Source organism: Variovorax sp. ZS18.2.2 (assembly GCF_024701975.1).
Taxonomy (GTDB): domain Bacteria; phylum Pseudomonadota; class Gammaproteobacteria; order Burkholderiales; family Burkholderiaceae_C; genus Variovorax.
The window spans coordinates 104,321-126,277 of sequence record NZ_JANLNM010000004.1 but is presented as its reverse complement, the minus strand read 5'-3'; the positions used below and the strand labels follow the sequence as shown (position 1 = coordinate 126,277).

General features: G+C 68.2%; 23 protein-coding genes. 16 read left to right on the top strand and 7 right to left on the bottom strand.

From position 1 onward, the window contains the following. Positions 1–111 precede the first annotated feature (111 nt). The 4 genes from NU688_RS17400 to NU688_RS17385 are packed head-to-tail and all read right to left on the bottom strand — an operon-like array spanning position 112 to position 3,434. Positions 112–837, bottom strand: a complete 726-nt coding sequence (locus tag NU688_RS17400) for a DUF3025 domain-containing protein (RefSeq protein WP_257862009.1) — start codon at positions 835–837, stop codon at positions 112–114. 4 nt (positions 838–841) lie between these two features. Beyond that, positions 842–1,645, bottom strand: a complete 804-nt coding sequence (locus NU688_RS17395) for an NYN domain-containing protein (RefSeq protein ID WP_257862007.1) — start codon at positions 1,643–1,645, stop codon at positions 842–844. After that, on the bottom strand, positions 1,642–2,673 hold the full coding sequence (pyrC, locus tag NU688_RS17390; protein WP_257862006.1) for a dihydroorotase: 1,032 nt from the start codon (positions 2,671–2,673) through the stop codon (positions 1,642–1,644). Before pyrC ends, NU688_RS17395 begins: the two co-directional genes overlap by 4 nt. 32 nt (positions 2,674–2,705) lie before the next feature. Next, positions 2,706–3,434, bottom strand: a complete 729-nt coding sequence (locus tag NU688_RS17385) for a peptidoglycan-binding protein (RefSeq protein WP_257862005.1) — start codon at positions 3,432–3,434, stop codon at positions 2,706–2,708. 226 nt (positions 3,435–3,660) lie between these two features. On the opposite strand from NU688_RS17385, the gene NU688_RS17380 reads away from it, so the two are divergent. The 7 genes from NU688_RS17380 (at position 3,661) to NU688_RS17350 (ending at position 11,393) form a co-directional block, all read left to right on the top strand. Beyond that, positions 3,661–5,322: an ABC transporter substrate-binding protein gene (locus tag NU688_RS17380; protein WP_257862004.1), complete on the top strand. Its 1,662-nt coding sequence runs from the start codon at positions 3,661–3,663 to the stop codon at positions 5,320–5,322. A gap of 37 nt (positions 5,323–5,359) precedes the next feature. Continuing rightward, on the top strand, positions 5,360–6,313 hold the full coding sequence (locus tag NU688_RS17375; RefSeq protein WP_257862003.1) for an ABC transporter permease: 954 nt from the start codon (positions 5,360–5,362) through the stop codon (positions 6,311–6,313). A gap of 19 nt (positions 6,314–6,332) precedes the next feature. Beyond that, positions 6,333–7,235: an ABC transporter permease gene (locus NU688_RS17370; RefSeq protein ID WP_257862002.1), complete on the top strand. Its 903-nt coding sequence runs from the start codon at positions 6,333–6,335 to the stop codon at positions 7,233–7,235. A gap of 4 nt (positions 7,236–7,239) precedes the next feature. Beyond that, entirely contained in the window at positions 7,240–8,286 is a 1,047-nt protein-coding gene (locus tag NU688_RS17365) for an ABC transporter ATP-binding protein (RefSeq protein ID WP_257862001.1), read from the top strand. A gap of 103 nt (positions 8,287–8,389) precedes the next feature. Then, positions 8,390–9,379, top strand: coding sequence for an ABC transporter ATP-binding protein (locus NU688_RS17360; RefSeq protein WP_257862409.1), 990 nt, complete (start codon positions 8,390–8,392; stop codon positions 9,377–9,379). Between the two features lie 25 nt (positions 9,380–9,404). Beyond that, positions 9,405–10,583 carry an amidase gene (locus tag NU688_RS17355; RefSeq protein WP_257862000.1) on the top strand — a complete coding sequence of 393 codons (1,179 nt, stop codon included), beginning with the start codon at positions 9,405–9,407 and terminating at the stop codon, positions 10,581–10,583. A 63-nt stretch (positions 10,584–10,646) separates the two neighbouring features. Further along, positions 10,647–11,393 (top strand): hypothetical protein, encoded by a 747-nt coding sequence (locus NU688_RS17350; RefSeq protein ID WP_257861999.1) that lies wholly within the window; start codon positions 10,647–10,649, stop codon positions 11,391–11,393. Positions 11,394–11,406: 13 nt separating this feature from the next. Here the strand turns inward: NU688_RS17350 and NU688_RS17345 are convergent, their stop codons facing one another. Beyond that, the gene (locus NU688_RS17345; RefSeq protein WP_257861998.1) at positions 11,407–12,015 is read right to left on the bottom strand and encodes a hypothetical protein; all 609 of its coding nucleotides are present in this window, start codon (positions 12,013–12,015) and stop codon (positions 11,407–11,409) included. 96 nt (positions 12,016–12,111) lie between these two features. Here NU688_RS17345 and NU688_RS17340 point away from each other — a divergent pair, with 96 nt between their 5' ends. Continuing rightward, positions 12,112–12,492, top strand: coding sequence for a cupin domain-containing protein (locus NU688_RS17340; protein WP_257861997.1), 381 nt, complete (start codon positions 12,112–12,114; stop codon positions 12,490–12,492). On the opposite strand, the gene NU688_RS17335 is transcribed toward NU688_RS17340, so the two are convergent. After that, positions 12,489–13,001 (bottom strand): ureidoglycolate lyase, encoded by a 513-nt coding sequence (locus NU688_RS17335; RefSeq protein WP_257861996.1) that lies wholly within the window; start codon positions 12,999–13,001, stop codon positions 12,489–12,491. The genes NU688_RS17340 and NU688_RS17335 overlap by 4 nt on opposite strands. 98 nt (positions 13,002–13,099) lie before the next feature. Here NU688_RS17335 and NU688_RS17330 point away from each other — a divergent pair, with 98 nt between their 5' ends. From NU688_RS17330 to NU688_RS17320, 3 genes are read left to right on the top strand one after another with little or no spacing between them, the layout of a single operon-like run. Then, entirely contained in the window at positions 13,100–13,453 is a 354-nt protein-coding gene (locus NU688_RS17330; RefSeq protein WP_257861995.1) for a Rieske (2Fe-2S) protein, read from the top strand. Positions 13,454–13,481: 28 nt separating this feature from the next. Continuing rightward, the gene (locus NU688_RS17325) at positions 13,482–14,051 is read left to right on the top strand and encodes a YbhB/YbcL family Raf kinase inhibitor-like protein (RefSeq protein ID WP_257861994.1); all 570 of its coding nucleotides are present in this window, start codon (positions 13,482–13,484) and stop codon (positions 14,049–14,051) included. 45 nt (positions 14,052–14,096) lie between these two features. Further along, a complete protein-coding gene (locus tag NU688_RS17320) occupies positions 14,097–14,330 on the top strand; it encodes a hypothetical protein (protein ID WP_257861992.1) in 234 nt (77 codons plus the stop codon). On the opposite strand, the gene NU688_RS17315 is transcribed toward NU688_RS17320, so the two are convergent. Continuing rightward, entirely contained in the window at positions 14,315–15,235 is a 921-nt protein-coding gene (locus NU688_RS17315) for a LysR family transcriptional regulator (RefSeq protein WP_257861991.1), read from the bottom strand. The two genes, NU688_RS17320 and NU688_RS17315, sit on opposite strands and share 16 nt — an antisense overlap. 157 nt (positions 15,236–15,392) lie before the next feature. Here NU688_RS17315 and NU688_RS17310 point away from each other — a divergent pair, with 157 nt between their 5' ends. The 5 genes from NU688_RS17310 to NU688_RS17290 are packed head-to-tail and all read left to right on the top strand — an operon-like array spanning position 15,393 to position 21,916. Continuing rightward, the gene (locus NU688_RS17310) at positions 15,393–17,528 is read left to right on the top strand and encodes a 3-hydroxyacyl-CoA dehydrogenase NAD-binding domain-containing protein (RefSeq protein ID WP_257861990.1); all 2,136 of its coding nucleotides are present in this window, start codon (positions 15,393–15,395) and stop codon (positions 17,526–17,528) included. Between the two features lie 14 nt (positions 17,529–17,542). Next, entirely contained in the window at positions 17,543–18,733 is a 1,191-nt protein-coding gene (locus NU688_RS17305; protein WP_257861989.1) for an acetyl-CoA C-acyltransferase, read from the top strand. A 10-nt stretch (positions 18,734–18,743) separates the two neighbouring features. Next, positions 18,744–19,952 (top strand): acyl-CoA dehydrogenase family protein, encoded by a 1,209-nt coding sequence (locus NU688_RS17300; protein WP_257861988.1) that lies wholly within the window; start codon positions 18,744–18,746, stop codon positions 19,950–19,952. A gap of 12 nt (positions 19,953–19,964) precedes the next feature. Beyond that, positions 19,965–21,107, top strand: coding sequence for an acyl-CoA dehydrogenase family protein (locus NU688_RS17295; RefSeq protein ID WP_257861986.1), 1,143 nt, complete (start codon positions 19,965–19,967; stop codon positions 21,105–21,107). Continuing rightward, positions 21,104–21,916: an oxepin-CoA hydrolase, alternative type gene (locus NU688_RS17290; RefSeq protein ID WP_257861984.1), complete on the top strand. Its 813-nt coding sequence runs from the start codon at positions 21,104–21,106 to the stop codon at positions 21,914–21,916. Before NU688_RS17295 ends, NU688_RS17290 begins: the two co-directional genes overlap by 4 nt. The last annotated feature ends 41 nt before the right edge of the window (positions 21,917–21,957 follow it).

The window sequence follows — 21,957 nt, the reverse complement described above, 5'->3', positions numbered from 1 at the left end:
CCGGCGGGCCCTCTTCAAGCCATGCGGTGTGCGGGCGCTTCTTTGTTGTTGGGATACTGACGCGGCCCCGGCATGGCGGCTGCGGGTAGAGCAATGATAGGAGCAAAAGTTCTACGGACGGGGGCGGAAGACCTTCGGATCGTCGTAGTACTCGGCCGACATATTCCCGGCACACCACCCCGGTACGCCCAGCACGGGGAGCGGCACGAAGGGCTTTTGCGCGAGCCATTCCGGGCCCAGGCGCTGCGCCAGCGCGGTGTCGTCGAGCGAGGTCGGGCGCCCGGCATCCGGCAGCAGCACGTGCGCCGTCGCGGCCTTGCGGGGCGCAACGAGCTTTTCGAGCAGCGCGTGGCCGAACACGAGCAGCCGCGCCTCGGACCACAGGGCGCGCCGCGTCACGAAAAGCGCGTGCCAGTCGCGCGCCACCAACGCGTCCCACAGCGCGGGCGGCGCATCGAGCACCGCGCCGTTCTCGTCGAACAGCGTGAGCGCGTCGCGCAGCGGGCCGCGCGTGGCACCGATGCCGGTGCTGGCAATCTCGGCGGCCTGCAGTTCGTTCAGGCGCCGCTTGGTTTGCGGAAAGGCGAGCCAGACCAGGCCATTGAAGAAGTCGTGCAGGTTGTCGCGCGTCGGCACGGTGCGGGTCTGGAAGATGTGCGCTTCGTAGGCCTGGCCAGCGGGCATGTTGTCCTGATGCACGAAGTCGGGCGCCGACGGCAATTTGATCGCCTGCAACGCCGAGGCGACCGATGTGCCGCTCGTGGCCTGCGCCACCGCCTCGCCATGGTCACGATAGGGCGCGAGCCAGGGCTGCGCCCAGTCGACCGCTGGCAGCATCGGATCAGGACGCGGGCGCGCCCGTCCAGCGGATGCGGTCGGGGTGCTGCAGCACGGCGAACTCCGCGGTGAGCTTGTCGAACAGCTTGAGCGAGCTGCCGCTCTTGCTGAGGAGGCCTGCGGTGCGCAGGGCTTTGGCCACGTCGTTGAGCGGCACGTCCTTGCCGCTGCGGAGGGCTGGCGCGGCCTTCAGGATGAACTCTGCGGCTTCGGAGACCGACTGCGGCACGGGCTCGGCGGCGACCCGCGTCGCCTTGCGCGCGGCGGTCTTCGTCGCAGTCTTCTTGGCGGGCGCCGCCGTGCTCTTCACGCGCGCGGTCTTCACGGCAGGCACCTTCGCCGCGACCTTCTTGGCTGCCACGGTGCGGGCCGCAGGCTTCGCGCTATGGTGCGCAAGATCGATGAAGGTGTCGTACACGCCCACCGTCTCGTCACCCGTCTTGCCTTGCTGGCCGATGCCGCAGACGCGGCAGCCCTTTTCGCGCAGCCGGCTCACGAGCGGCGCGAAGTCGGAGTCCGAGGACACCAGCACCACCACGTCGGGCCGCTCGGCGATCACGAGGTCGATTGCATCGACCGCGAGCGCGATGTCGGTGCTGTTCTTGCCGGCCGAGAGGTTCACCATCGGCCGCACCGAGAGCTGCTTGAACAGCGCCTGCCGGTTGACCGCCATCTCGGCGTTGCAGTACGCGCGGCGCACATGGATGGCGCCGTACTCGTCCATCGTGCGCTGCACGGCCTGCTCGATCACGTCGGCCGAGACGTTGTCGGCATCGATCAAAAGCATCACGCGCAGCGTGGGTGTCATACGAGTTTCCAGTTGATGGTTTCGCCGCCGCGCAGCGGCTTGAGCGTCGCTTCGCCGTAGGGCACCGTCTCCGGCACGGTCCAGCTCTCACGCTTCAAAGTGACGGTGTCGGTGTGCCGCGGCAGGCTGTAGAAGTCGGGGCCGTGGAAGCTCGCGAAACCTTCCAGCTTGTCGAGCGCATTCACGCTGTCGAAGGCCTCGGCATAAAGCTCGATCGCGGTCAGCGCGGTGTAGCAGCCGGCGCAACCGAGCGCATGTTCTTTCAGGTGCGCGGGGTGCGGCGCGCTGTCGGTGCCGAGGAAGAAGCGGTCGCTGCCGCTCGCAGCCGCCTCGACCAGCGCCACGCGGTGCGTCTCGCGCTTGAGCACCGGCAGGCAGTAGTAGTGCGGGCGGATGCCGCCGGTGAAGATGGCGTTGCGGTTGTAGAGCAGGTGGTGCGCGGTGATGGTGGCGGCCGTGAAGCGGTCGGCATCGCGCACGTAGTGGGCGCCCTCTTTGGTGGTGAGGTGCTCGAACACCACCTTGAGCTCGGGGAAGTCGCGGCGCAGCGGAATCATCACGCGGTCGACGAACACGGCCTCGCGGTCGAACAGGTCGATGGCCGGGTCGGTCACTTCGCCATGCACCAGCAGCAGGAGGCCGTGCTTCTGCATGGCTTCGAGCGTCTTGTAGGTCTTGCGGATGTCGGTCACGCCGGCATCGCTGTTGGTGGTGGCGCCGGCCGGGTAGAGCTTGAGCGCGCGCACACCGGCTTCGGCGGCGAGGGCGATTTCCTCGGGCGGCAGCTTGTCGGTCAGGTAGAGCGACATCACCGGTTCGAAGGTGGCGCCTTCAGGCACGGCGGCAAGGATGCGGTCGCGATAAGCCACGGCCTGCGCGGCGGTGGTCACGGGAGGGCGGAGGTTCGGCATGATCAGCGCGCGGCCGAACTGGCGCGCGCTGTGCGGTACGACGGCTTCGAGCGCGGCGCCATCGCGCACATGCAAATGCCAGTCGTCGGGGCGGGTGATCGTGAGGGTGTCTGTCATGGCGCGGGGATTGTCGCACCGCCTCCCCGGGGCTACGGGTGCAGGAACACCCGGCAGATGTTTCCGGCCGTGTGCCGGCTCCAGCTGGCATGGTTGACCGAGCAGCGCGCGCCCTTGTTCGGCGGCCAGGGATCGAAGACGCGCAGCGTGGTGCCGGCGTCGCCCTCGCCGCGGATGCCGGCCACGACCACCATATGCCCCGGGCCGCCGACGCCCGCCGCATGGCCCTTGGCGCCCCAGCGCAGGTCGAACATCAGCAACCCGTTCTCCAGTGCGGCGCGCATGGCGCCGACCGTCCAGCAGGTCGCCGGTTGTTGCAGCACCAGGCCGTGCGCGGAAGCGAAGAGCGCGTCGGCGGTCATCGCCTCGTCGGTGTCGGCGTTTGCGAAGGTGCGCAGCCCACCGTCCTCGGCGATCAGCTCGCCCGGCGTGCGCGCGACCACCGCCTGCACGGCGGCGCGCGTGACCATGGCCGTGGCGGCCGCCCAGCACAGGGCAGGCTCCGGCTGGGGGATCAGCGCAACGGGATGCAGGATCGGCGCGCGGCCTTCGCGGCCGAACACAAGGTTCTGCGTGCAGGGGCCGGCCTCGCCGTCCTCGACCAGCCAGTTCGCAGCCTGCAGCCGGCGCACGGCCATCCGGGTGAACGGACCGTAGTCGCCGTCGATCGCGAGCCCGGGCCCCGGCTGGAGCGTCCTGTTCAGGGCCTCCTGCAGCCTGCGGACATCGGCCCCGCGCGAGCCTTGTCTCAGTGTTGTCATCGGTTCTTGCCCTCGCCCGCGCGACTTTGGCTTTCGAAGCGGGGCGGTGCATTGTGGAAAGCGGGGCGCGGCTGCGTCTATCGGTCGGATGGCATAGCCGGGATGGCGGCATCGCCGCAATAGCCGGCAATAGCCAGCGCATGCCTGGGGCCTCTGCGCCGGCTGGCACATGTCGTGCTTGAGACATTCGTTCGTCTTTTTCGTCACCCCCACACCGGAGTTCCATGTGAAGCGTGCTGCCCCCGCCCTGTCCCTGAAACCCCTGGCCGCCTGCGCGGCACTCGCCACCCTGGTCTTCGCATCGCCCGCCGCGCTGGCCCAGGAAAAGACACTGCGCATCGCCATGACCGCGGCCGACATCCCGCGCACCCTCGGCCAGCCCGACCAGGGCTTCGAAGGCAACCGTTTCACCGGCATCCCGATCTACGACGCGCTCACGCAGTGGGACCTGTCCAAGGCCGACGCGCCCAGCGTGTTGATTCCCGGCGTTGCCACCTCGTGGGCGGTCGACGCCAAGGACAAGACCAAGTGGGTCTTCAAGCTGCGCCCCGGCGTCAAGTTCCACGACGGCTCGGCCTTCAATGCCGATGCGGTGGTGTGGAACGTGCAGAAGGTGCTCGACAAGGACGCACCGCAGTTCGACGCCAGCCAGGTGGGCGTCACTGCATCGCGCATGCCCACGCTGCGCACCGCGCGCAAGATCGACGACCTCACGGTGGAGCTCACCACCAGCGAGCCCGACGCCTTCCTGCCCATCAACCTGTCGAACCTGTTCATGGCTTCGCCCGCGCACTGGCAGAAGAAGTTCGATGCGGCTGCCGGCGCCACGCCCGCCGACAAGGCCAAGGCCGCGTGGACCGCCTTCGCGGCCGACCCGGCCGGCTCGGGTCCGTTCAAGGTCACGCGCTTCGTGGCGCGCGAGCGGCTGGAACTCGCCGCCAACAAGACCTATTGGGACGCCAAGCGCGTGCCCAAGATCGACAAGGTCGTGATGATCCCGATGCCCGAAGCCAACGCACGCACCGCCGCACTGCTGGGCGGACAGGTCGACTGGATCGAGGCGCCCTCGCCCGACGCCATGGCGCAGATCACGCAGCGCGGCTTCAAGATCTATTCGAACGCGCAGCCGCACGTGTGGCCGTGGCAACTGTCGTTCGCCGAAGGCTCGCCCTGGCTCGACAAGCGCGTGCGCCAGGCCGCCAACCTGTGCATCGACCGCGGCGGCATGAAGCAGCTGCTGGGCGGCATGATGGCCGAGCCCAAGGGCACGGTGCCGCCCGGCCACCCGTGGTTCGGCAAGCCCACCTTCGACATCCGCTACGACGTAAAGGCCGCGCAGGCCCTCATGACGCAGGCCGGCTACTCGGCGGCCAAGCCGATCAAGGTGAAGGTGCAGATCTCGGCCTCGGGCTCGGGCCAGATGCAGCCGCTGCCGATGAACGAGTTCGCGCAGCAGTCGCTCAAGCAGTGCTTCTTCGACGTGCAGTTCGACGTCATCGAATGGAACACGCTCTTCACCAACTGGCGCAAGGGTGCGAAGGACCCGTCGGCCAACGGCGCCAACGCGGTCAACATCAGCTTCGCGGCGATGGACCCGTTCTTCGCGATGGTGCGCTTCGTGAGCACCAAGGCTTTCCCGCCGGTGTCGAACAACTGGGGCTACTACGGCAACGCCGAGGTCGACAAGCTGGTAGCCGATGCGCGCACCAGCTTCGACGACAAGGCGCGCGACGCCGCGCTCGCGAAGCTGCACACCCACATCGTGGACGACGCGCCCTTCGTCTGGATCGCGCACGACGTGGGTCCGCGCGCCATGTCGGCCAAGGTGAAGAACGTGGTGCAGCCGAAGAGCTGGTTCATCGACATCGCGACCATGACGATGGACTGACCGCTTCTTTCTCCAGCCAGCCACGAGCCAGCCACCCATGTTCGCCTACCTCCTGCGCCGCGTGATCTACGCCGTGCCGATCATGATCGGCGTGGCCCTCGTGTGCTTCCTGCTCGTGCACATCGCGCCCGGCGATCCACTGGTGTCGATCCTGCCGCCCGACGCCTCGGCGGACCTTCAGGCGCAGCTGCGCGAGCTCTACGGCTTCAACCGCTCGCTGCCCGAGCAGTTCGCCATGTGGGTCTGGCGTGCGGTGCACGGCGACCTGGGCGTGTCCATCGCGAGCAACCGCGCGGTGGCCGGCGAGGTGTTCACCGCCGTGGGCAACACGCTGCGCCTGGCGGTGGTGGCCACCTTCATCGGCTTCGTGCTGGGGTGCCTCTTCGGCTTCGTGGCCGGTTACTTCCGCGGCTCGTGGATCGACCGCCTCGCCTCGATGTTCTCGGTGCTCGGCGTGAGCGTGCCGCACTACTGGCTGGGCATGGTGATGGTGATCGTGTTCTCGTCGCAGCTCATGTGGCTGCCGGCCACGGGCGCCGGCCCGAGCGGCTCGGACGACTGGGCCTGGAACTGGGAGCACCTGCAGTTCCTGCTGCTGCCCGCGCTCACGATGTCGGTGATTCCGATGGGCATCATCGCGCGCACCGTGCGCGCGCTGGTGGCCGACATCCTCGACCAGGAGTTCATCGTCGGGCTGCGCGCCAAAGGGCTCACGCACTTCGGCGTGTTCCGCCACATGGTGAAGAACGCGGCGCCCACGGCGCTCGCCGTGATGGGCCTGCAACTGGGCTACCTGCTGGGCGGCTCGATCCTGATCGAGACCGTGTTCTCGTGGCCCGGCACCGGCTTCCTGCTGAACTCCGCCATCTTCCAGCGCGACCTGCCGCTGCTGCAGGGAACGATCCTGGTGCTGGCGATGTTCTTCGTGGTGCTCAACCTGCTGGTCGATATGCTGCAGACGCTGCTCGATCCGCGCATCGCGCGGGCCTGAAGAAGGAAGCCGACAAGCCATGTCCACCGTGCTCGCTTCCTCTCCCACCGCCGCAGCCGTCGAGCCGTTGCCGGCCCAGCGCTCGCGCGGCTACTGGGCCTCGGTCTGGCTGCGCTTTCGCCGCGACCCGGTCGCGGTCGGTGCGGCCATCGTCGTCTTGCTGCTGATCGCGCTCGCGGTGTTCGGCCCGTGGCTCGCACCGTCCGACCCGTACCAGTCGTCAATGCTCAAGCGGCTCAAGCCCATCGGCACCGAGGGCCTGCCCTTCGGCAGCGACGAGCTGGGCCGCGACATGCTCTCGCGCCTGATCGTCGGCGCGCGGCTGTCGCTCTTCATCGGCATCACGCCGGTGCTCTGCGCCTTCGTGCTGGGCACGGTGATCGGCATCGTCGCGGGCTATGCGGGCGGCATCACCAACACGCTGATCATGCGCACCATCGACGTGTTCTACGCGTTTCCCTCGGTGCTGCTGGCCATCGCGCTGTCGGGCACGCTGGGTGCGGGCGTGGTCAATTCGCTGATCTCGCTGACCATCGTTTTCATTCCGCAGATCGCGCGCGTGGCCGAGAGCGTGACCACGCAGGTGCGTACCCGCGACTACGTGGAGGCGGCGCGCGCCTCGGGCGCCAGTCCCTTCACCATCGTGCGGGTGCATGTGCTGGGCAATGTGCTAGGGCCGATCTTCGTCTACGCCACGAGCCTCATCGCGGTCTCGATGATCCTGGCCTCGGGCCTCTCGTTCCTGGGCCTCGGCGTGAAGCCGCCGGAGCCCGAGTGGGGCCTGATGCTCAATACGCTGCGCACCGCGATCTACGTGCAGCCCTGGGTGGCCGCACTGCCGGGGGCGATGATCTTCATCACCTCGATTTCCTTCAACCTCCTGTCCGACGGGCTGCGGTCGGCCATGGACAACAAGGGCTGAGGCCATGGAAGCATTGAAGGACATCGGCGGCCCCGCGCAGCCGCTCCTCACCATCGCGGGCCTGGTCAAGCACTTTCCGCTCAAGAAAGACCCGCTGGGCCGCGGCGGCGGCGTGGTGCGCGCCGTGGACGGCGTGGACTTCGAGGTCATGAAGGGCGAGACGCTCGGCGTGGTCGGCGAATCGGGCTGCGGCAAGTCGACCACTGCGCGCCTCCTGATGCAGCTCATCGAACCGACACGCGGCGAGGTGATCTTCGACGGCCGCGAGGTCGGCAGCCGCGACCTGCCGCTGAAGGAATTCCGCCGCCAGGTGCAGATGGTGTTCCAGGACAGCTACGCCTCGCTCAACCCGCGCCTAACCATCGAGGACTCGGTCGCCTTCGGTCCGCAGGTGCATGGCGTGTCGCGGCGCGAATCGGTGGCGCGGGCGCGCGACCTGCTGGCGCGCGTGGGCCTCGCGCCGCAGCGCTTTGCCGAGCGCTATCCGCATGAACTCTCCGGGGGCCAGCGGCAGCGCGTGAACATCGCCCGGGCGCTGGCATTGCAGCCGCGCATGGTGATCCTCGACGAAGCCGTGTCGGCGCTCGACAAGTCGGTGGAAGCGCAGGTCATCAACCTGCTGCTCGACCTGAAGACGGAGTTCGGCCTGACGTACGTCTTCATCAGCCACGACCTCAACGTGGTGCGCTACGTGAGCGACCGCGTGATGGTGATGTACCTGGGACAGGTGGCCGAGATCGGTCCGGCCGATGCGCTGTACGAGACGCCCGCGCATCCGTACACGCGCGCATTGCTGTCCTCGATGCCGTCGATGGACCCGGACAACCGCACCGAGGTGGCGGCGCTCGCGGGTGACCCACCAAACCCGATCAACCCGCCGACGGGCTGCCGCTTCCATCCGCGCTGTTCCATCGCGGCACCGGTGTGCAGCCAGGTCGTGCCAGAACGCATCGCGACGGGTTCGCAGCATGCGGTGAGCTGCCTGGTGCATGAGCCGGGCAGCGGGCATCCGATGGCGCAGCCGCAACCCTTCCAGAGGCAGGCCGCATGAGCGCCGCGCCGGGCCGCCCCAAGCAAGCTCGCACCGCAGTGCGAAGCACGAAGGTACTCCAATGACCGCAGCAGCAGTGACAGAAACCGCCGCCACCGGCCCCATGGTCCGGCTGCGCGACCTCAGCGTCACCTTCAGCGGCGGCCGCAAGCCCGTGCACGCGGTCAGCGGCGTGAGCCTCGAAGTGCAGCGCGGCGAGGTGGTCGCGCTGATCGGGGAGTCGGGTTCGGGCAAGAGCGTGACCATGCGCACGCTGCTGCGCCTGCACCCCGAGCGCCGCACCCGCATGGGCGGGCTGGTGGAAGTGGCGGGCCGCGACGTGCTCGCGATGTCGCAGCGCGAACTCGCGGACTTTCGCGGCAAGGTCGCGTCGATGATTTTCCAGGAGCCGCTGCTCGCGCTCGACCCGGTGTACTCGGTGGGCGCGCAGATCGTCGAATCGATTCGCCGCCATGAAAACGTCGGTCAGGCCGAGGCGCAGAAACGCGCGCTGGCGCTGTTCGAGCGCGTTCGCATTCCGAGCCCCGAACGACGCCTGCAGGCCTATCCGCACGAGATGTCGGGCGGCATGCGTCAGCGCGCCATGATCGCGCTCGCATTGGCCTGCAAACCGCAGCTTCTGCTCGCCGACGAGCCGACCACTGCGCTGGACGCGACGGTGCAGATCCAGATCCTGTTGCTGCTGCGCGAGCTGCAGCGCGACCTCGGCCTCTCGGTGATCTTCGTCACGCACGACATCGGCGCGGCCGTCGAGGTGGCCGACCGCATCGCGGTGATGTATGCGGGGCGCATCGTCGAGGAAGGCACGGCGCGCGAGCTGATCCGCTCGCCGCGCCATCCGTACACCATCGCGCTGCTCAAGAGCCGGGCGCACGGGACGCTCGCGCGTGGCACGCGGCTGGAGACCATCGGCGGTGCGCCGCCTGATCTTTCGGCATTGCCGCCCGGCTGCTCCTTTGCCGAGCGCTGCACGCTCGCGAGCGATGCCTGCCGTGCCGCGCAACCGCCAGTGATTGAACTGGCACCGAATCACCGTGTACGCTGCATCCACACGGAGGCCGCCGCGGCCATCGCGCCCGTGCTGGTCGCCTGAACCTTCTTTTCATTCATCCATCGCCATGCCATTGCACGACCCCGCCCACGCCTTCGTTCCGTACCCCGATGCGCCGGTGGCGCGTGCCAGCACCGGCCCTTTGTCGGACCTGAGCTTTGCGGCCAAGGACCTGTTCGACGTGGCCGGCTATCCCACCGGCGGCGGCAACCCGATCGTGCTGGCGATGTCGGGCATCAAGACCCGCACCGCGCCCACGGTGCAGAAGCTGCTCGATGCCGGTGCGCGCTTTGCCGGCAAGACCGTGACCGACGAACTCGCGTTCTCGATGAACGGCAACAACGCGCATTTCGGCGCACCGGTCAACGGCGGCGCGCCGCTGCGCATCACGGGCGGCTCGTCGTCGGGGTCGGCCTCGGCGGTGTCGTCGAAGCTCTGCGACTTCGCGCTCGGCACCGACACCGGCGGCTCGGTGCGTGCGCCGGCCAATCACTGCGGCCTGTACGGCCTGCGCCCGACACACGGCCGCGTGAGCCTGGAAGGCGCGCTCGACCTCGCGCCCAGCTTCGACACCTGCGGCTGGTTCGCACGCGACGTCGGCACCTTCGCGCGCGTGGCCGATGTGCTGCTGGACGCTGACGCGCCCCCCCTGCCCGAGCGCGTGCGGCTGCTGCGTCCCGACGACGTCTGGGCGCTGGCCGTGCCTGCCGCGACGGATGCGCTCAGGGGCGTGGCCGACCGCGTACAAAGCCTGCTCGGCCCCGCGCAAGGAACAACGGTGGCGCTGGAATCCTTCGACGCGATGTACTGGCACTTCCGTTATCTGCAATCGCGCGAAGCCTGGCTCACCGACGGCCCGCTGATCGAACGCTACGCACCGCCGCTCGGCCCGGGCGTGGCCGAGCGCTTTGCGTGGTCGCGCGAAGTGACCGATGCGCAGGTGGCGACCGCACGGGTTTTCCGCACGGCCTTTCGCGCGCACCTGGGCGCCCTGCTCGGCACCGACGGCGTGCTGCTCCTGCCGACCATGCCCGACATCGCGCCGCTGCGCAGCGACAGCGAGGCCTCGATGGAGGACTACCGCAACCGCGCGATCCGCCTCTTGTGCATCGCGGGGCTGGCGGGTTTTCCGCAGCTCTCGATGCCGCTCGCCACGCGCGACGGCGCACCGCTGGGCATTTCGCTGCTGGGGCCGGCGGGGTCGGACCGGTCGCTGATCGCATTGGCTGAGCGCATCGCGGCCTGAGCGCGCCGCGGCGGCACCCACAGCTACAGTCGGAGCCGACGCCAACTCCGGAATCGGGTCCTCATGATGAACTGGCAAGAAGCCGACATCCTTTCCGTTCTCGACCAGTGCTGCGACAGCTACACATTCCCGATGCTGGACAACGGCTATGTGTACCTCGCGGCGACACGCCTGTCGCTGTTCCGGTCGCTCGAAGACTGGGCGCTGGTGATCGAGGTGTTCGGCTTCTCGCCACGGGCCGGCATTCCGGACACGCATGTGCACACCTTCGCCAGCCGGCTGCACAACCGCAACACGGAAGCGAACTACGTCAGCCCGGAGGCCTACGAGAACTATCTGGCCCTCCATCCGCACAACGAATCGCGTTTTGTCTACCCCATCGAGGAAGGCGAGTGGCAGGACCCGGAAAACCTCGAATGGGTTGTCGGCGGCCCGCATGACTTGGTGCTGAGGGGCAAGCCGGTGCCGGCGCCGTCGCTCGCGGACAGCCAGGCCCACGGCATCGTGCCGCTCGATGTGGCGCAGATGCACACCTTCGAACTTGCCCGCGTCCTCGCGGCCACGCACCGCGACGACGTGCTGGCCAGCATCTCGGAGCGCCGCGCCAGCGTGTTACCGGAGATGCAGCAGATCCTGCAGCTGGAGGCGTGGCACCACCCCGATGTGGTCGAGGATGCGCATCGTCCAGGCAACTCGCCGACCTTCCAGCAACTGGCGAAGGTCCTGGTGACCGGGGATGTCTCGCACTACCGGCCCACGCTCGAGCCCAACACGCATTGGGAAAACTGGCCGGAGGGTGGCACCCTCTAGTCGCTGCGCCGACTTATTGCCCCGCGTCCGACCACAACTGCGGATAGGCCTTCGGGCTCAGGCAATTGCGCCCTTCCTGCGGCGGATCGATGCACAGGTGCGCGAGCGGGCGCAACAGCGCTTCCACGGCCTGTGCGCCGCGCACGGTGCGCGCGGTCACCTCACAAGACTCGTCTTCGTCCGACATCGCCAGATCGAGCCGGCCGGCGCGAACCCACGCGAGCACGGCGGCACCGGCAATGCGCACCTGGCCCGGCTGACGGATCGGCGGGTCGCAGCCCGGGATCGACGGCTTGAACTTCGCGAACTCGGCGCTCGTGTAGCTCGTGCCCGCCATCGGCTCGGGGTTGTCGGGCGGCAGGCGTTCCAGCGCAATGCCCAACTGCACGGCCACGTCGAACAGGTCTTGCTCCGAGGGAACAGCCAGCGCTACGCGCAGGCAGTCGCCGTCATTGGCATGGCCGCCGAAGGCCCGGCAGAAGCGGAAGTGCGAGAGGCTGCGCGCCCATTCACGCAGCTCGTCGGGCGAATGGCTTTCGTGGAGGTACGCGTCCCAGCGCGGGTCTTTTCGGGTCATCGGCTTCGATGATGGCAGGCATTCGAAGACCTGGGTATCGTTCATGACGACGCGTTCCGGATCACGGTGAAGCCTTTTCGGGAAACGATCGCTCAGCCAACCCGCGTGCCTCGCGCCGCGAACAGCCACAGGAATCCCACCATGTCGAACACCCACCAGGTCAGCACCCCCAAGGAAATCGCCGCCTCGCTCACCGAATTCTGGTCGCCGCGCGTCGTCGCCGAAGTCGACGATGCCTATATCAAGGTCGCCAAGGTCCACGGCTCGCTCGCGTGGCACAGCCATGACGACGAGGACGAGCTCTTCATGGTGCTCAAGGGCCGCCTTCGCATCGAGATGGAAGCCGGCCCGGTCGAGCTTGGCGAAGGCGAGATGTTCGTGGTGCCCAAGGGCGTGCGGCACAACCCGGTGGCCGAAGAGGAATGCCACCTGATGCTCATCGAGCGCAAGACCACGCTGCATACGGGCAGCACCGTCACCGAGAAGACGCGCTCGCTCGCAGACCAGCTGCGGCCTGTCTAGGCGATCACGACGCGGGCTGGCTCCCGCAGCCAGCAGACATCGCAATCGACCGCAGCCGCGGCCCGCTCGATCACCACGAAATCCCCCGCACCGACCGCCAGCAACGCGTGATGCCAGGTGCCGGGCGCGAGCACCACGCCTTGATGGCCATCGGTGATGAAGGCCTGGAGCATGCCGGGCTCGACGGGCGCCTCGCCAGCCGGCGCAACCACGATCACGAAGCGCCGCTCGCCCAGGGGCACGAAGGTCTGGCTGCCAAGCGCGTGCCGCTCCATCTCCGTGACCGCGTGCGGGAAATGCCGGGCCTGCGCGCGGAACAGCGCGAGCATCGGCCGGCCGCCGTCGGCGCCGAGCTGTAGGTCATCGACGAGGTCGAAGCGCTCGGCATTGCCGCCGTTGATCGGGCGTCCCGCACCTGAAGAAGGCCCGGCCAGCACCGTGCCGTAGGGCTCGAAAGCGCGAGGCGTCAGCGGTTGCGGCACCAGCATGTGGGGAGCGACATCGTTCATAGGGCAATGAGTACAGCAGAAAACATGCCGGTGGTCATTCAACATGGCTGCAATGTCGCGTTGCAGTGCGCCCGAACCTTGGCTACCCTCTGCCGCAGATGACGCACGACCACACGACGCTCGATACCGCAAAACGCCAACCGATTGCCACCGACCTTGCCGACGGCGGCCTGGCGGCCACGTTCACGACGCCCGGTGGCGAGTCCGCCTTTGCAGTCCGCTGGAACGGCGGCGTCTACAGCTACCTCAACCAATGCCCGCACGCTGGTGGTCCGCTCGACTTCGAGGGGCTGGTCCTCGAAAGCTCGGGCCGCTTCCTGATGTGCGCGCGGCACGGCGCGATCTTCGAGCCGGACACCGGAAAGTGCGTCGGCGGCCCCTGCCGCGGCGCGCGGCTGACATCGCTCGCGGTCCGCGAAGCAGCGGACGGCAGCGTGTGGCTGATCGACTGACACCGACAACCCTCACTGGAAAGAACACATGCGCACCCTTCGCCTCGGCACCCTCTCCCTCTCGTCCGTCGCCCTCGCCGCTCTGTTGGCAGGTTGCGGCGCCATGGCCCCCGCCACCGGCGGCAAGGCGCCCACCGGCATGAAGGTCACCTCGACCGCCTTCGCCGACAACGGCACGATTCCCGCCGAACACGCCGGCGTCGGCGATTGCGGCGGCAAGAACGTCTCGATGCCGGTGGCGTGGACGCAGTTGCCCGCCAAGGCGAAGTCGGTCGCCGTGCTGATGTCGGATCCGGACGGCTCGCTGGGCCTGGGCGTCTCGCACTGGGTGGCCTACAACATCGCGGCCGAGCGTGGCCAGCTCAAGGCGAACGAAACGGGCGGCTTCACCGTCGGCACGAACGTGGCGGGCGCCACGGCCTACCGCGGCATGTGCCCGCCAGTGGGCGACCATCCGCACCACTACGTGCTGACCGTGGTGGCCTCCGACCTCGCGCCGGACGCGCTGCCGGCCGGGCTCACGCGCGATGCGCTGCTCGCGGCGCTCAAGGGGCATGCGCTGGGCGGGCAGAGCGTGGTCGGACTGTACAGCCGCTAAAGTCGCAGGCTCCTTCCAAACCGTGCGCAGCGATGCGCATCCACGATGCGCCGCTCACTCGCACTCCTCGCTCTTCTTCCGGCCGCTCTTGTCGTCGCAGGCTGCGCCTCGTCCCGGCCTGCGCCGCGCGTCAGCTTCCTCGGCGACGGCCAGTTCAAGTCGCCCACCACGCAAGACGCCGAGGCCTACTGCCGCAACTTCGGCGCGCCGCTGCGCTACCTCGACCCGAAGGCGGCACGCCTGGCACCCGACAGCGAAGTCACCTACCGCTGCGATTGATCAGGCGGCTGCGCGGCAGTCGCCCGCACCCGCTCCAGGATGAAGTCGATGAAGGTGCGGATCGCCCGCGTGTGCTGCCGGTTCGGCATGTAGAGCATGAACATCTGCGTGCCGAAGATGGAGAGGCGCCAGTCATCCAGCGTGGTCAGCACCTTGCCTTGGCGCACGTCTTCCTGCACCACGTAGTCGGGCACGAGGCCGATGCCCAGGCCCGCGAGGATGGCCTGCCGCAGGAACAGGAAATTTTCCGAGATCAGCGTGGGCTCCAGGATCACCTCGCGCCGAGTTTCCCCCTGGTAGGCCGACACGCGCAGTTGCCGGCCGATGACCGCGGCCGTGACCACGGGCGCGCCCTGCAGTTCGTCGAGCTGCACGGGGAGCGGATGTTTTTCCGCGTAGTCGCGTGAGGCGCACGCCACATAGCGCACCGGCCCCAGATCGCGCGCCACCAGGTTCTGCGGCGGCTCGGGAATCACACGCACCGCGATGTCGACTTCGTCGCGCAGCAAATCCTCGATGCGGTTCTCGAACACCACGTCCAGCACGATGCCGGGGTACTGACGCTTGAAGTCGATGAGCCAGTCCGCCATCACGAGCTGCCCGTAGCCGCTGGGCACGCTCAGCCGCACGCGGCCCTGCAGGCCTTCGCCCAGCGTGGTGACCGATTCGCGCGCGGCCAGCAGTTCGGTCTGGATGGCCACGCCGTGCTGGTAGAGCCGCAGGCCGATTTCGGTCGGCTCGGCGCGCCGCGTGGTGCGCCGCACGAGCTGCGCCCCGACCGAGCGCTCCAGCTGGTTCAGGTGGTAGCTGACGTTGGCGCGGCTCATCTTGAGCCGGCGGGCGGCGGCGCTCAGGTTGCCGGCGTCAAGGATTTCCACCAGCAGGGTGAGCGATTGGAGGTCCATGCGGCGATTGTGTCAAAAATCCTTTGACAGTCTGTCAACCGTCTATGCAATTGTCAAAGCGCCGGTACGGGCCAAGAATGCGGGGTTCACCCCCAGAGCCTCGGGCCCCTCGCATTGCATCCGCATTCGAGGGCCCGCCAACGCAAGAGACAAGCACATGGCCACCACAACCTCCAGCCCTTCCACGTCTTCCGGTCCCGTCACCTTCGAGCGTCAAGGCGACGTGTTCGTGGTGACCATCGACAACCCGCCCGTCAACGCCCTGGGCGTGGATGTGCGCCGCGGCCTCGTGGCCGCCATCGAGGCGGCCGAGGCCGACAGCGGCGCGAAGGCGGTGCTGATCGTCGGCGCGGGCCGCAACTTCATCGCCGGCGCGGACATCCGCGAATTCGGCAAGGCGCCGCAGCCGCCGTCGCTGCCCGAGGCGTGCCTGGCGATCGAGAACTGCACGAAGCCGGTCGTCGCTGCCATCCATGGCGCTGCGCTCGGCGGCGGGCTCGAAGTGGCGCTCTCGGCGCACTACCGCATCGCCTCGCCCACCGCCAAGCTGGGCCTGCCAGAAGTGGCGCTGGGCCTCCTGCCCGGCTCGGGCGGCACGCAGCGCGCGCCGCGCCTCATCGGCGTGAAGCCCGCGCTCGAACTGATGCTCAGCGGCCGCCACGCGGGCGCGAAAGAGGCGCTGTCGCTCGGCCTCATCGACCGCCTCGCCACCGATGCCGACGCGCGCGCCGAAGGCCTCGCCTACGCGCAGGAACTGGTCGCCGCCAAGGCCCCCGTGCGCCGCACGCGCGAAGCGACCGGCCTCGCCGACAAGGAAGCGAGCCGCGCCGCCCTCGAAGCTGCGCGCGCAGACACCGCCAAGAAGAGCCGCGGCCTCTTCTCGCCGATGAAGATCATCGAAGCCGTCGAGGGCGCGCTCGCGCTGCCCTTCGACGAAGGCATGGCGCTGGAGCGCAAGCTCTTCATGCAGTGCATCGACAGCCCGCAGCGCGCGGGCCTCATCCACGCCTTCTTCGCTGAGCGCGAAGTGCTCAAGGCGCCCGAGACCCGATCCGCCAGCCCGCGCAAGCTCGAATCGGCCGGCATCATCGGCGGCGGCACCATGGGCGCAGGCATCGCGGTGGCGATGCTCGACGCGGGCCTGCCCGTGACCATGATCGAGCGCGACGAGCCCAGCCTCGCGCGCGGCCGCCAGCACGTCGAGAAGGTGTATGACGGCCTCATCGCCAAGGGCCGCATGACGCCCGAGGCCAAGGCCGCCGTGATGGCGCGCTTCAGCGGCTCCACCTCGTATGACGCCTTGGCCAACGTCGACATCGTGGTCGAGGCGGTGTTCGAGGAAATGGGCGTGAAGAAGGCCGTGTTCGCCGAACTCGACCGCGTGTGCAAGCCTGGTGCGGTGCTCGCCACCAACACCTCGTACCTGGACATCGACGAGATCGCGGCGAGCATCAAGCGCCCGCAGGACGTGGTGGGCCTGCACTTCTTCTCGCCCGCCAACATCATGAAGCTGCTGGAGATCGTGGTGCCCGCCAAGGTGAGCGCCGACGTGGTCGCCACCGGCTTCGAGCTTGCGAAGAAACTCAAGAAGGTGCCGGTGCGCGCCGGCGTGTGCGACGGCTTCATCGGCAACCGCATCCTCGCGGTGTACCGCCAGGCCGCCGACCACATGATGGAAGACGGCGCCTCGCCCTACCAGATCGACGAGGCGGTGCGCGAGTTCGGCTACCCGATGGGCCCGTTCCAGGTATCGGACCTCGCAGGCGGCGACATCGGCTGGGCCACGCGCAAGCGCAAGGCCGCCACGCGCGATCCGCAGGCGCGCTACGTGCAGATTGCCGACCGCATCTGCGAGCGCGGCTGGTTCGGCCAGAAGACGCAGCGCGGCTACTACCTGTACCCCGAGGGCGCGCGCACCGGCTCGCCCGACCCGGCGGTGCTGGCCATCATCGATGCCGAGCGCGAGCGCGCGGGCATCGTGCGGCGCAGCTTCACGAATGAAGAAATCATCCGCCGCTACATGGCCGCGATGGTCAACGAAGGCGCCAACGTCGTGCTCCAGCGCATCGCGCTGCGCCCGCTCGACGTGGACGTGACCTTCCTCTACGGCTATGGCTTCCCGCGTCATCGCGGCGGCCCGATGAAGTACGCGGACACGGTGGGCCTGCCGAAGGTGCTCGCCGACATCCGCGAGTTCGCAAAAGAAGACCCGATCTTCTGGAAGCCGTCGCCGCTGCTCGTGGAGCTCGTCGAACGCGGTGCCGATTTCTCGAGCTTGAACCAATCCGAATAAACAGGAGCATTCCCATGCGTGAAGCCGTCATCGTTTCCACCGCCCGCACCCCGCTCACCAAGGCGCACCGCGGCGAATTCAACATCACCCCCGGCGCCACGCTGGCGTCCTTCGCAGTGAAGGCCGCCGTCGAGCGCTCGGGGCTGGACCCGGCACTGATCGAGGACGCGATCCTCGGCTGCGGCTACCCCGAGGGCACCACGGGTCGCAACATCGCGCGCCAGTCCATCATCCGTTCGGGCCTGCCGATCAGCATCGCCGGCACCACGGTGAACCGCTTCTGCGCCTCGGGCCTGCAGGCCATCGCGATGGCCGCGGGCCGCATCGTGGTGGACGGCGCACCGGCCATGATCGCGGGCGGCGTCGAAAGCATTTCGCAGATCCGTGGCCGCAGCCCCGGCGATGGCGGCGACCTCAGCCTCGACCCGTGGATCGTCGAGCACAAGCCCGATCTCTACATGGCGATGATCGACACGGCCGACATCGTGGCCAAGCGCTACGGCATCAGCCGCGAGGCACAAGACCGCTTCTCCGCCGAGAGCCAGCGCAAGACCGAGGAAGCCCAGCTCGCCGGCCGCTACAAGGACGAGATCGTCGCCTGCACCACCACGATGGCCGTGACGGACAAGGAGACCAAGGAAGTCACCCACCGCGAAGTCACTGCCACCGAAGACAACTGCAACCGCCGCGGCACCACCTACGAAGCGCTGGCCAAGCTCAAGCCGGTGATGGGCGAAGACAAGTTCGTCACCGCCGGCAACGCCTCGCAGCTTTCCGACGGCGCATCGGCCTGCGTGCTGATGGAAGCCAAGGATGCGGAGCGCGCCAACATCAAGCCGCTCGGCGCCTTCCGCGGCCTGGCGCTGGCCGGCTGCGAGCCCGACGAAATGGGCATCGGCCCCGTGTTCGCGGTGCCCAAGCTGCTCGCGCGTCATGGCCTGAAGGTCGAGGACATCGGCCTGTGGGAACTCAACGAAGCCTTTGCCTCGCAGTCGATCTACTGCCAGGACAAGCTGGGCATTCCGTCGGAACTGCTCAACGTGAACGGCGGCGCGATCTCCATCGGCCACCCCTTCGGCATGACCGGCGCGCGCCTCACGGGCCACGTGCTCATCGAAGGCAAGCGCCGCGGCGCCAAGTACGCGGTCGTGACGATGTGCATCGCCGGCGGCATGGGCGCCGCGGGCCTGTTCGAAATCTATTGAGGAGCCAGCGATGGACCTGAACTTCACCCCCGAAGAAGAAGCCTTCCGCGCGGAAGTGCGCGCCTTCCTCGCCGACAAGCTGCCCGCGCGCCTCTCGGCGAAAGTCAGCGGCGGCCAGATCCTCAGCAAGGCCGACATGCAGGAATGGCACGCCATCCTCAACGCGCGCGGCTGGCTCGCCAACCACTGGCCCGAGCAGTACGGCGGCCCGGGCTGGACGGCGGTGGAGAAGTTCATCTTCGAACACGAATGCGCGCTGGCTTTTGCGCCGCGCATCGTGCCCTTCGGCGTGAACATGCTGGGCCCAGTGCTCATCAAGTACGGCAACGAGGCGCAGAAGCAGCGCTGGCTGCCGCGCATCCTCGACGGCTCGGACTGGTGGTGCCAGGGCTATTCGGAACCCGGCGCGGGCTCTGACCTCGCCGCGGTGAAGACCTCGGCCGTGCGCGGCATCGATGCGCAGGGCGATCACTACCTCGTGAACGGCCAGAAGACCTGGACCACGCTGGGCCAGCACGCCAACATGATCTTCTGCCTGGTGCGCACCAACCGCGAGGCGAAGAAGCAGGAAGGCATCAGCTTCCTTTTGATCGACATGACCTCGCCCGGTGTGGAAGTGCGTCCGATCATCACGCTCGACGGCGAGCATGAAGTGAACGAAGTGTTCTTCTCGGACGTGCGCGTGCCGGCCGAGAACCTCGTGGGCGAAGAGAACAAGGGCTGGACCTGCGCCAAGTACCTGCTGACCTACGAACGCACCAACATCGCGGGCGTGGGCTTCTCGGTGGCCGCGCTCGAACAGCTCAAGGGCATTGCCGCCAAGCAGGTGAAGAACGGCAAGCCGCTTGCCGAAGACCCGTCGTTCGCCGCACGCATGGCGCGCGTGGAGATCGACTTGGAGAACATGAAGACGACGAACCTGCGCGTGATCGCGGCCGTGGCCGGCGGCGGCGTGCCGGGTGCGGAAAGCTCGATGCTGAAGATTCGCGGCACGGAAATTCGCCAGGAGATTTCCTCGCTGGCCCGCCGCGCAATGGGCGTCTACGGGCGCCCCTTCGTCGAGGAAGCGCTGCACGACGGCTTCGATGGCGAGACCTTCGGCCCGGCCTATGCGAAGGCAGCCGCCGCGCGCTATTTCAACAACCGCAAGCTGTCGATCTTCGGCGGCTCGAATGAAATCCAGAAAAACATCATCTCCAAGATGATCCTGGGCCTGTAAAGGAGACATGCAATGAACTTCGAACACACCGAAGACCGGCGCATGCTCGCCGACAGCCTGAACCGCTTCATCGCCGAGCAGTACGCCTTCGATGCGCGCGACCGCATCGCGAAGTCGGCCCACGGTTTCAGCAAGGAAATCTTCCAGCAGTTCGCCGAACTCGGCGTGATCGGCGCGCTGTTCAGCGAGGCCGATGGCGGCTTCGGCGGCGGCGGCTTCGACATCGCCGTGGTCTTCGAGGCACTGGGCCGTGGCCTTGTGGTCGAGCCGCTGCTGGGCGCGGTGATGGTCGGCGAGGCGCTCAGCGCCGCCGGCAGCGATGCGCAGAAGGAAAAGCTCGGCGACATCATCAACGGCGTCACCGTCGCGGCCTTTGCGCACGACGAAGCCGACACGCACTACGAACGCACGCGCGTGGCAACCCGCGCCGAGCGCAGCGGCGATGGCTGGGTGCTGAAAGGCGCCAAGGCCGTGGTGCCGCAGGGCGAGCAGGCCGACCTGTTCCTGGTCTCGGCCCGCACCTCTGGCAGCGTGGACGACGAAGCCGGCATCTCGCTGTTCCTCGTGCCCGCAAAGACCGCAGGCCTCAAGGTGCGCGGCTGCCCCGCCATCGACGGTGGCCGTGTTGCCGAACTCACGCTCGACGGCGTGAAGCTCGGCGCCGATGCATTGCTCGGCACCGAAGGCCAGGGCGCCGCCACGCTGGAACGCGCCATCGGCCGCGGCGTGCTCGCGCTGTGCGCCGAAGCCGTGGGCGCAATGGAAGCCGCCAAGACCGCGACGCTGGAGTACCTGCGCACGCGTAAGCAGTTCGGCATCCTCATCGGCAGCTTCCAGGCGCTGCAGCACCGCATGGCCGACCTGCTGCTGGAGATCGAACAGGCCCGCTCGGCCGTGATCAACGCCGCGGCCGCCATCGACGGCACCGACCGCGTGGCGCGCGAACGCGCGCTGTCGGCCGCCAAGTTCAGCATCGGCCGCATCGGCGCGCTGGTGGCGGAAGAAAGCATCCAGATGCATGGCGGCATCGGCATGACGTGGGAGCTGCCGCTGCCCCACTACGCCAAGCGGCTCGTGATGATCGACCACCAGCTCGGCGACGAAGACCATCACCTGCAGCGCTACATCGCGCTCGGCAAGGAGGTGGCGGTATGACGGACAAGACCGTTCTGATCTCGCAGCAGGGCGCCGTCCGCATCCTGACCAACAGCAACCCCGGCGCGCGCAATGCGATCACGCCGACGCTGTATGCCGAACTCTCCGCCGCGCTCACCGATGCGCAGAACGACCCCGAAGTGGGCGCCATCGTCTTCACCGGCGCAGGCGATTTCTTCTGCTCCGGCGGCGACCTGAACCTGCTGGCCAAGCGCCGCGAACTGCCCGCCTCGGAACGCCGCGAAAAGCTCGAAGGCCTGCACAACCTGATCCGCGCGATCCGCGATTGCGGCAAGCCGGTGATTGCTGCCGTCGAAGGTGGCGCGGCGGGTGCGGGCCTGTCGATGGCGCTGGCCTGCGACATGCTGGTGTCGGCGCGCGATGCGTTCTACACGGTGGCCTACGTCAAGGTCGGCCTCACGCCGGACGGCGGTGCGACGGCCTTCCTCGCGGAGTTCGTCTCGCGCCAGGTGCTCACCGAGATGTGCCTCACCGGCGACCGCATGCCGGCCGAGCGCCTGCATGCACTCGGTGCGGTCAATCGCCTCACCGACAAGGGCGCGGCGCTCGCCGAAGCCATCGCACTCGCGGCCAAGGTGGCCGACGGCCCGCAACGTGCGAGCGCCCGGATCAAGACGCTGTGCCGCCAGGCGCACCGCGCCACGCTCGAAGAGCAGCTCGAAGCCGAGGCCGTGTACATGGTCGAATCGCAGGCCGACGCCGAAGCGGCCGAAGGCATCGGCGCGTTCCTCGGCAAGCGCAAGGCGGATTTCGTCGCGCTGCGCCACAAGAAGCAGGACGCGCCCTGACGCCGTCCGCACAACCCCGCTTTCCCGCCTCGCACATCGGT

Coding starts and splice junctions, on each gene's coding strand:
- NU688_RS17400 (WP_257862009.1), bottom strand. CDS start 837: ATGCTGCCAGCGGTCGACTGGGCGCAGCCCTGGCTCGCGCCCTATCGT.
- NU688_RS17395 (WP_257862007.1), bottom strand. CDS start 1,645: ATGACACCCACGCTGCGCGTGATGCTTTTGATCGATGCCGACAACGTC.
- pyrC (WP_257862006.1), bottom strand. CDS start 2,673: ATGACAGACACCCTCACGATCACCCGCCCCGACGACTGGCATTTGCAT.
- NU688_RS17385 (WP_257862005.1), bottom strand. CDS start 3,434: ATGACAACACTGAGACAAGGCTCGCGCGGGGCCGATGTCCGCAGGCTG.
- NU688_RS17375 (WP_257862003.1), top strand. CDS start 5,360: ATGTTCGCCTACCTCCTGCGCCGCGTGATCTACGCCGTGCCGATCATG.
- NU688_RS17370 (WP_257862002.1), top strand. CDS start 6,333: ATGTCCACCGTGCTCGCTTCCTCTCCCACCGCCGCAGCCGTCGAGCCG.
- NU688_RS17365 (WP_257862001.1), top strand. CDS start 7,240: ATGGAAGCATTGAAGGACATCGGCGGCCCCGCGCAGCCGCTCCTCACC.
- NU688_RS17360 (WP_257862409.1), top strand. CDS start 8,390: ATGGTCCGGCTGCGCGACCTCAGCGTCACCTTCAGCGGCGGCCGCAAG.
- NU688_RS17355 (WP_257862000.1), top strand. CDS start 9,405: ATGCCATTGCACGACCCCGCCCACGCCTTCGTTCCGTACCCCGATGCG.
- NU688_RS17350 (WP_257861999.1), top strand. CDS start 10,647: ATGATGAACTGGCAAGAAGCCGACATCCTTTCCGTTCTCGACCAGTGC.
- NU688_RS17345 (WP_257861998.1), bottom strand. CDS start 12,015: ATGAACGATACCCAGGTCTTCGAATGCCTGCCATCATCGAAGCCGATG.
- NU688_RS17340 (WP_257861997.1), top strand. CDS start 12,112: ATGTCGAACACCCACCAGGTCAGCACCCCCAAGGAAATCGCCGCCTCG.
- NU688_RS17335 (WP_257861996.1), bottom strand. CDS start 13,001: ATGAACGATGTCGCTCCCCACATGCTGGTGCCGCAACCGCTGACGCCT.
- NU688_RS17330 (WP_257861995.1), top strand. CDS start 13,100: ATGACGCACGACCACACGACGCTCGATACCGCAAAACGCCAACCGATT.
- NU688_RS17325 (WP_257861994.1), top strand. CDS start 13,482: ATGCGCACCCTTCGCCTCGGCACCCTCTCCCTCTCGTCCGTCGCCCTC.
- NU688_RS17320 (WP_257861992.1), top strand. CDS start 14,097: ATGCGCCGCTCACTCGCACTCCTCGCTCTTCTTCCGGCCGCTCTTGTC.
- NU688_RS17315 (WP_257861991.1), bottom strand. CDS start 15,235: ATGGACCTCCAATCGCTCACCCTGCTGGTGGAAATCCTTGACGCCGGC.
- NU688_RS17310 (WP_257861990.1), top strand. CDS start 15,393: ATGGCCACCACAACCTCCAGCCCTTCCACGTCTTCCGGTCCCGTCACC.
- NU688_RS17305 (WP_257861989.1), top strand. CDS start 17,543: ATGCGTGAAGCCGTCATCGTTTCCACCGCCCGCACCCCGCTCACCAAG.
- NU688_RS17300 (WP_257861988.1), top strand. CDS start 18,744: ATGGACCTGAACTTCACCCCCGAAGAAGAAGCCTTCCGCGCGGAAGTG.
- NU688_RS17295 (WP_257861986.1), top strand. CDS start 19,965: ATGAACTTCGAACACACCGAAGACCGGCGCATGCTCGCCGACAGCCTG.
- NU688_RS17290 (WP_257861984.1), top strand. CDS start 21,104: ATGACGGACAAGACCGTTCTGATCTCGCAGCAGGGCGCCGTCCGCATC.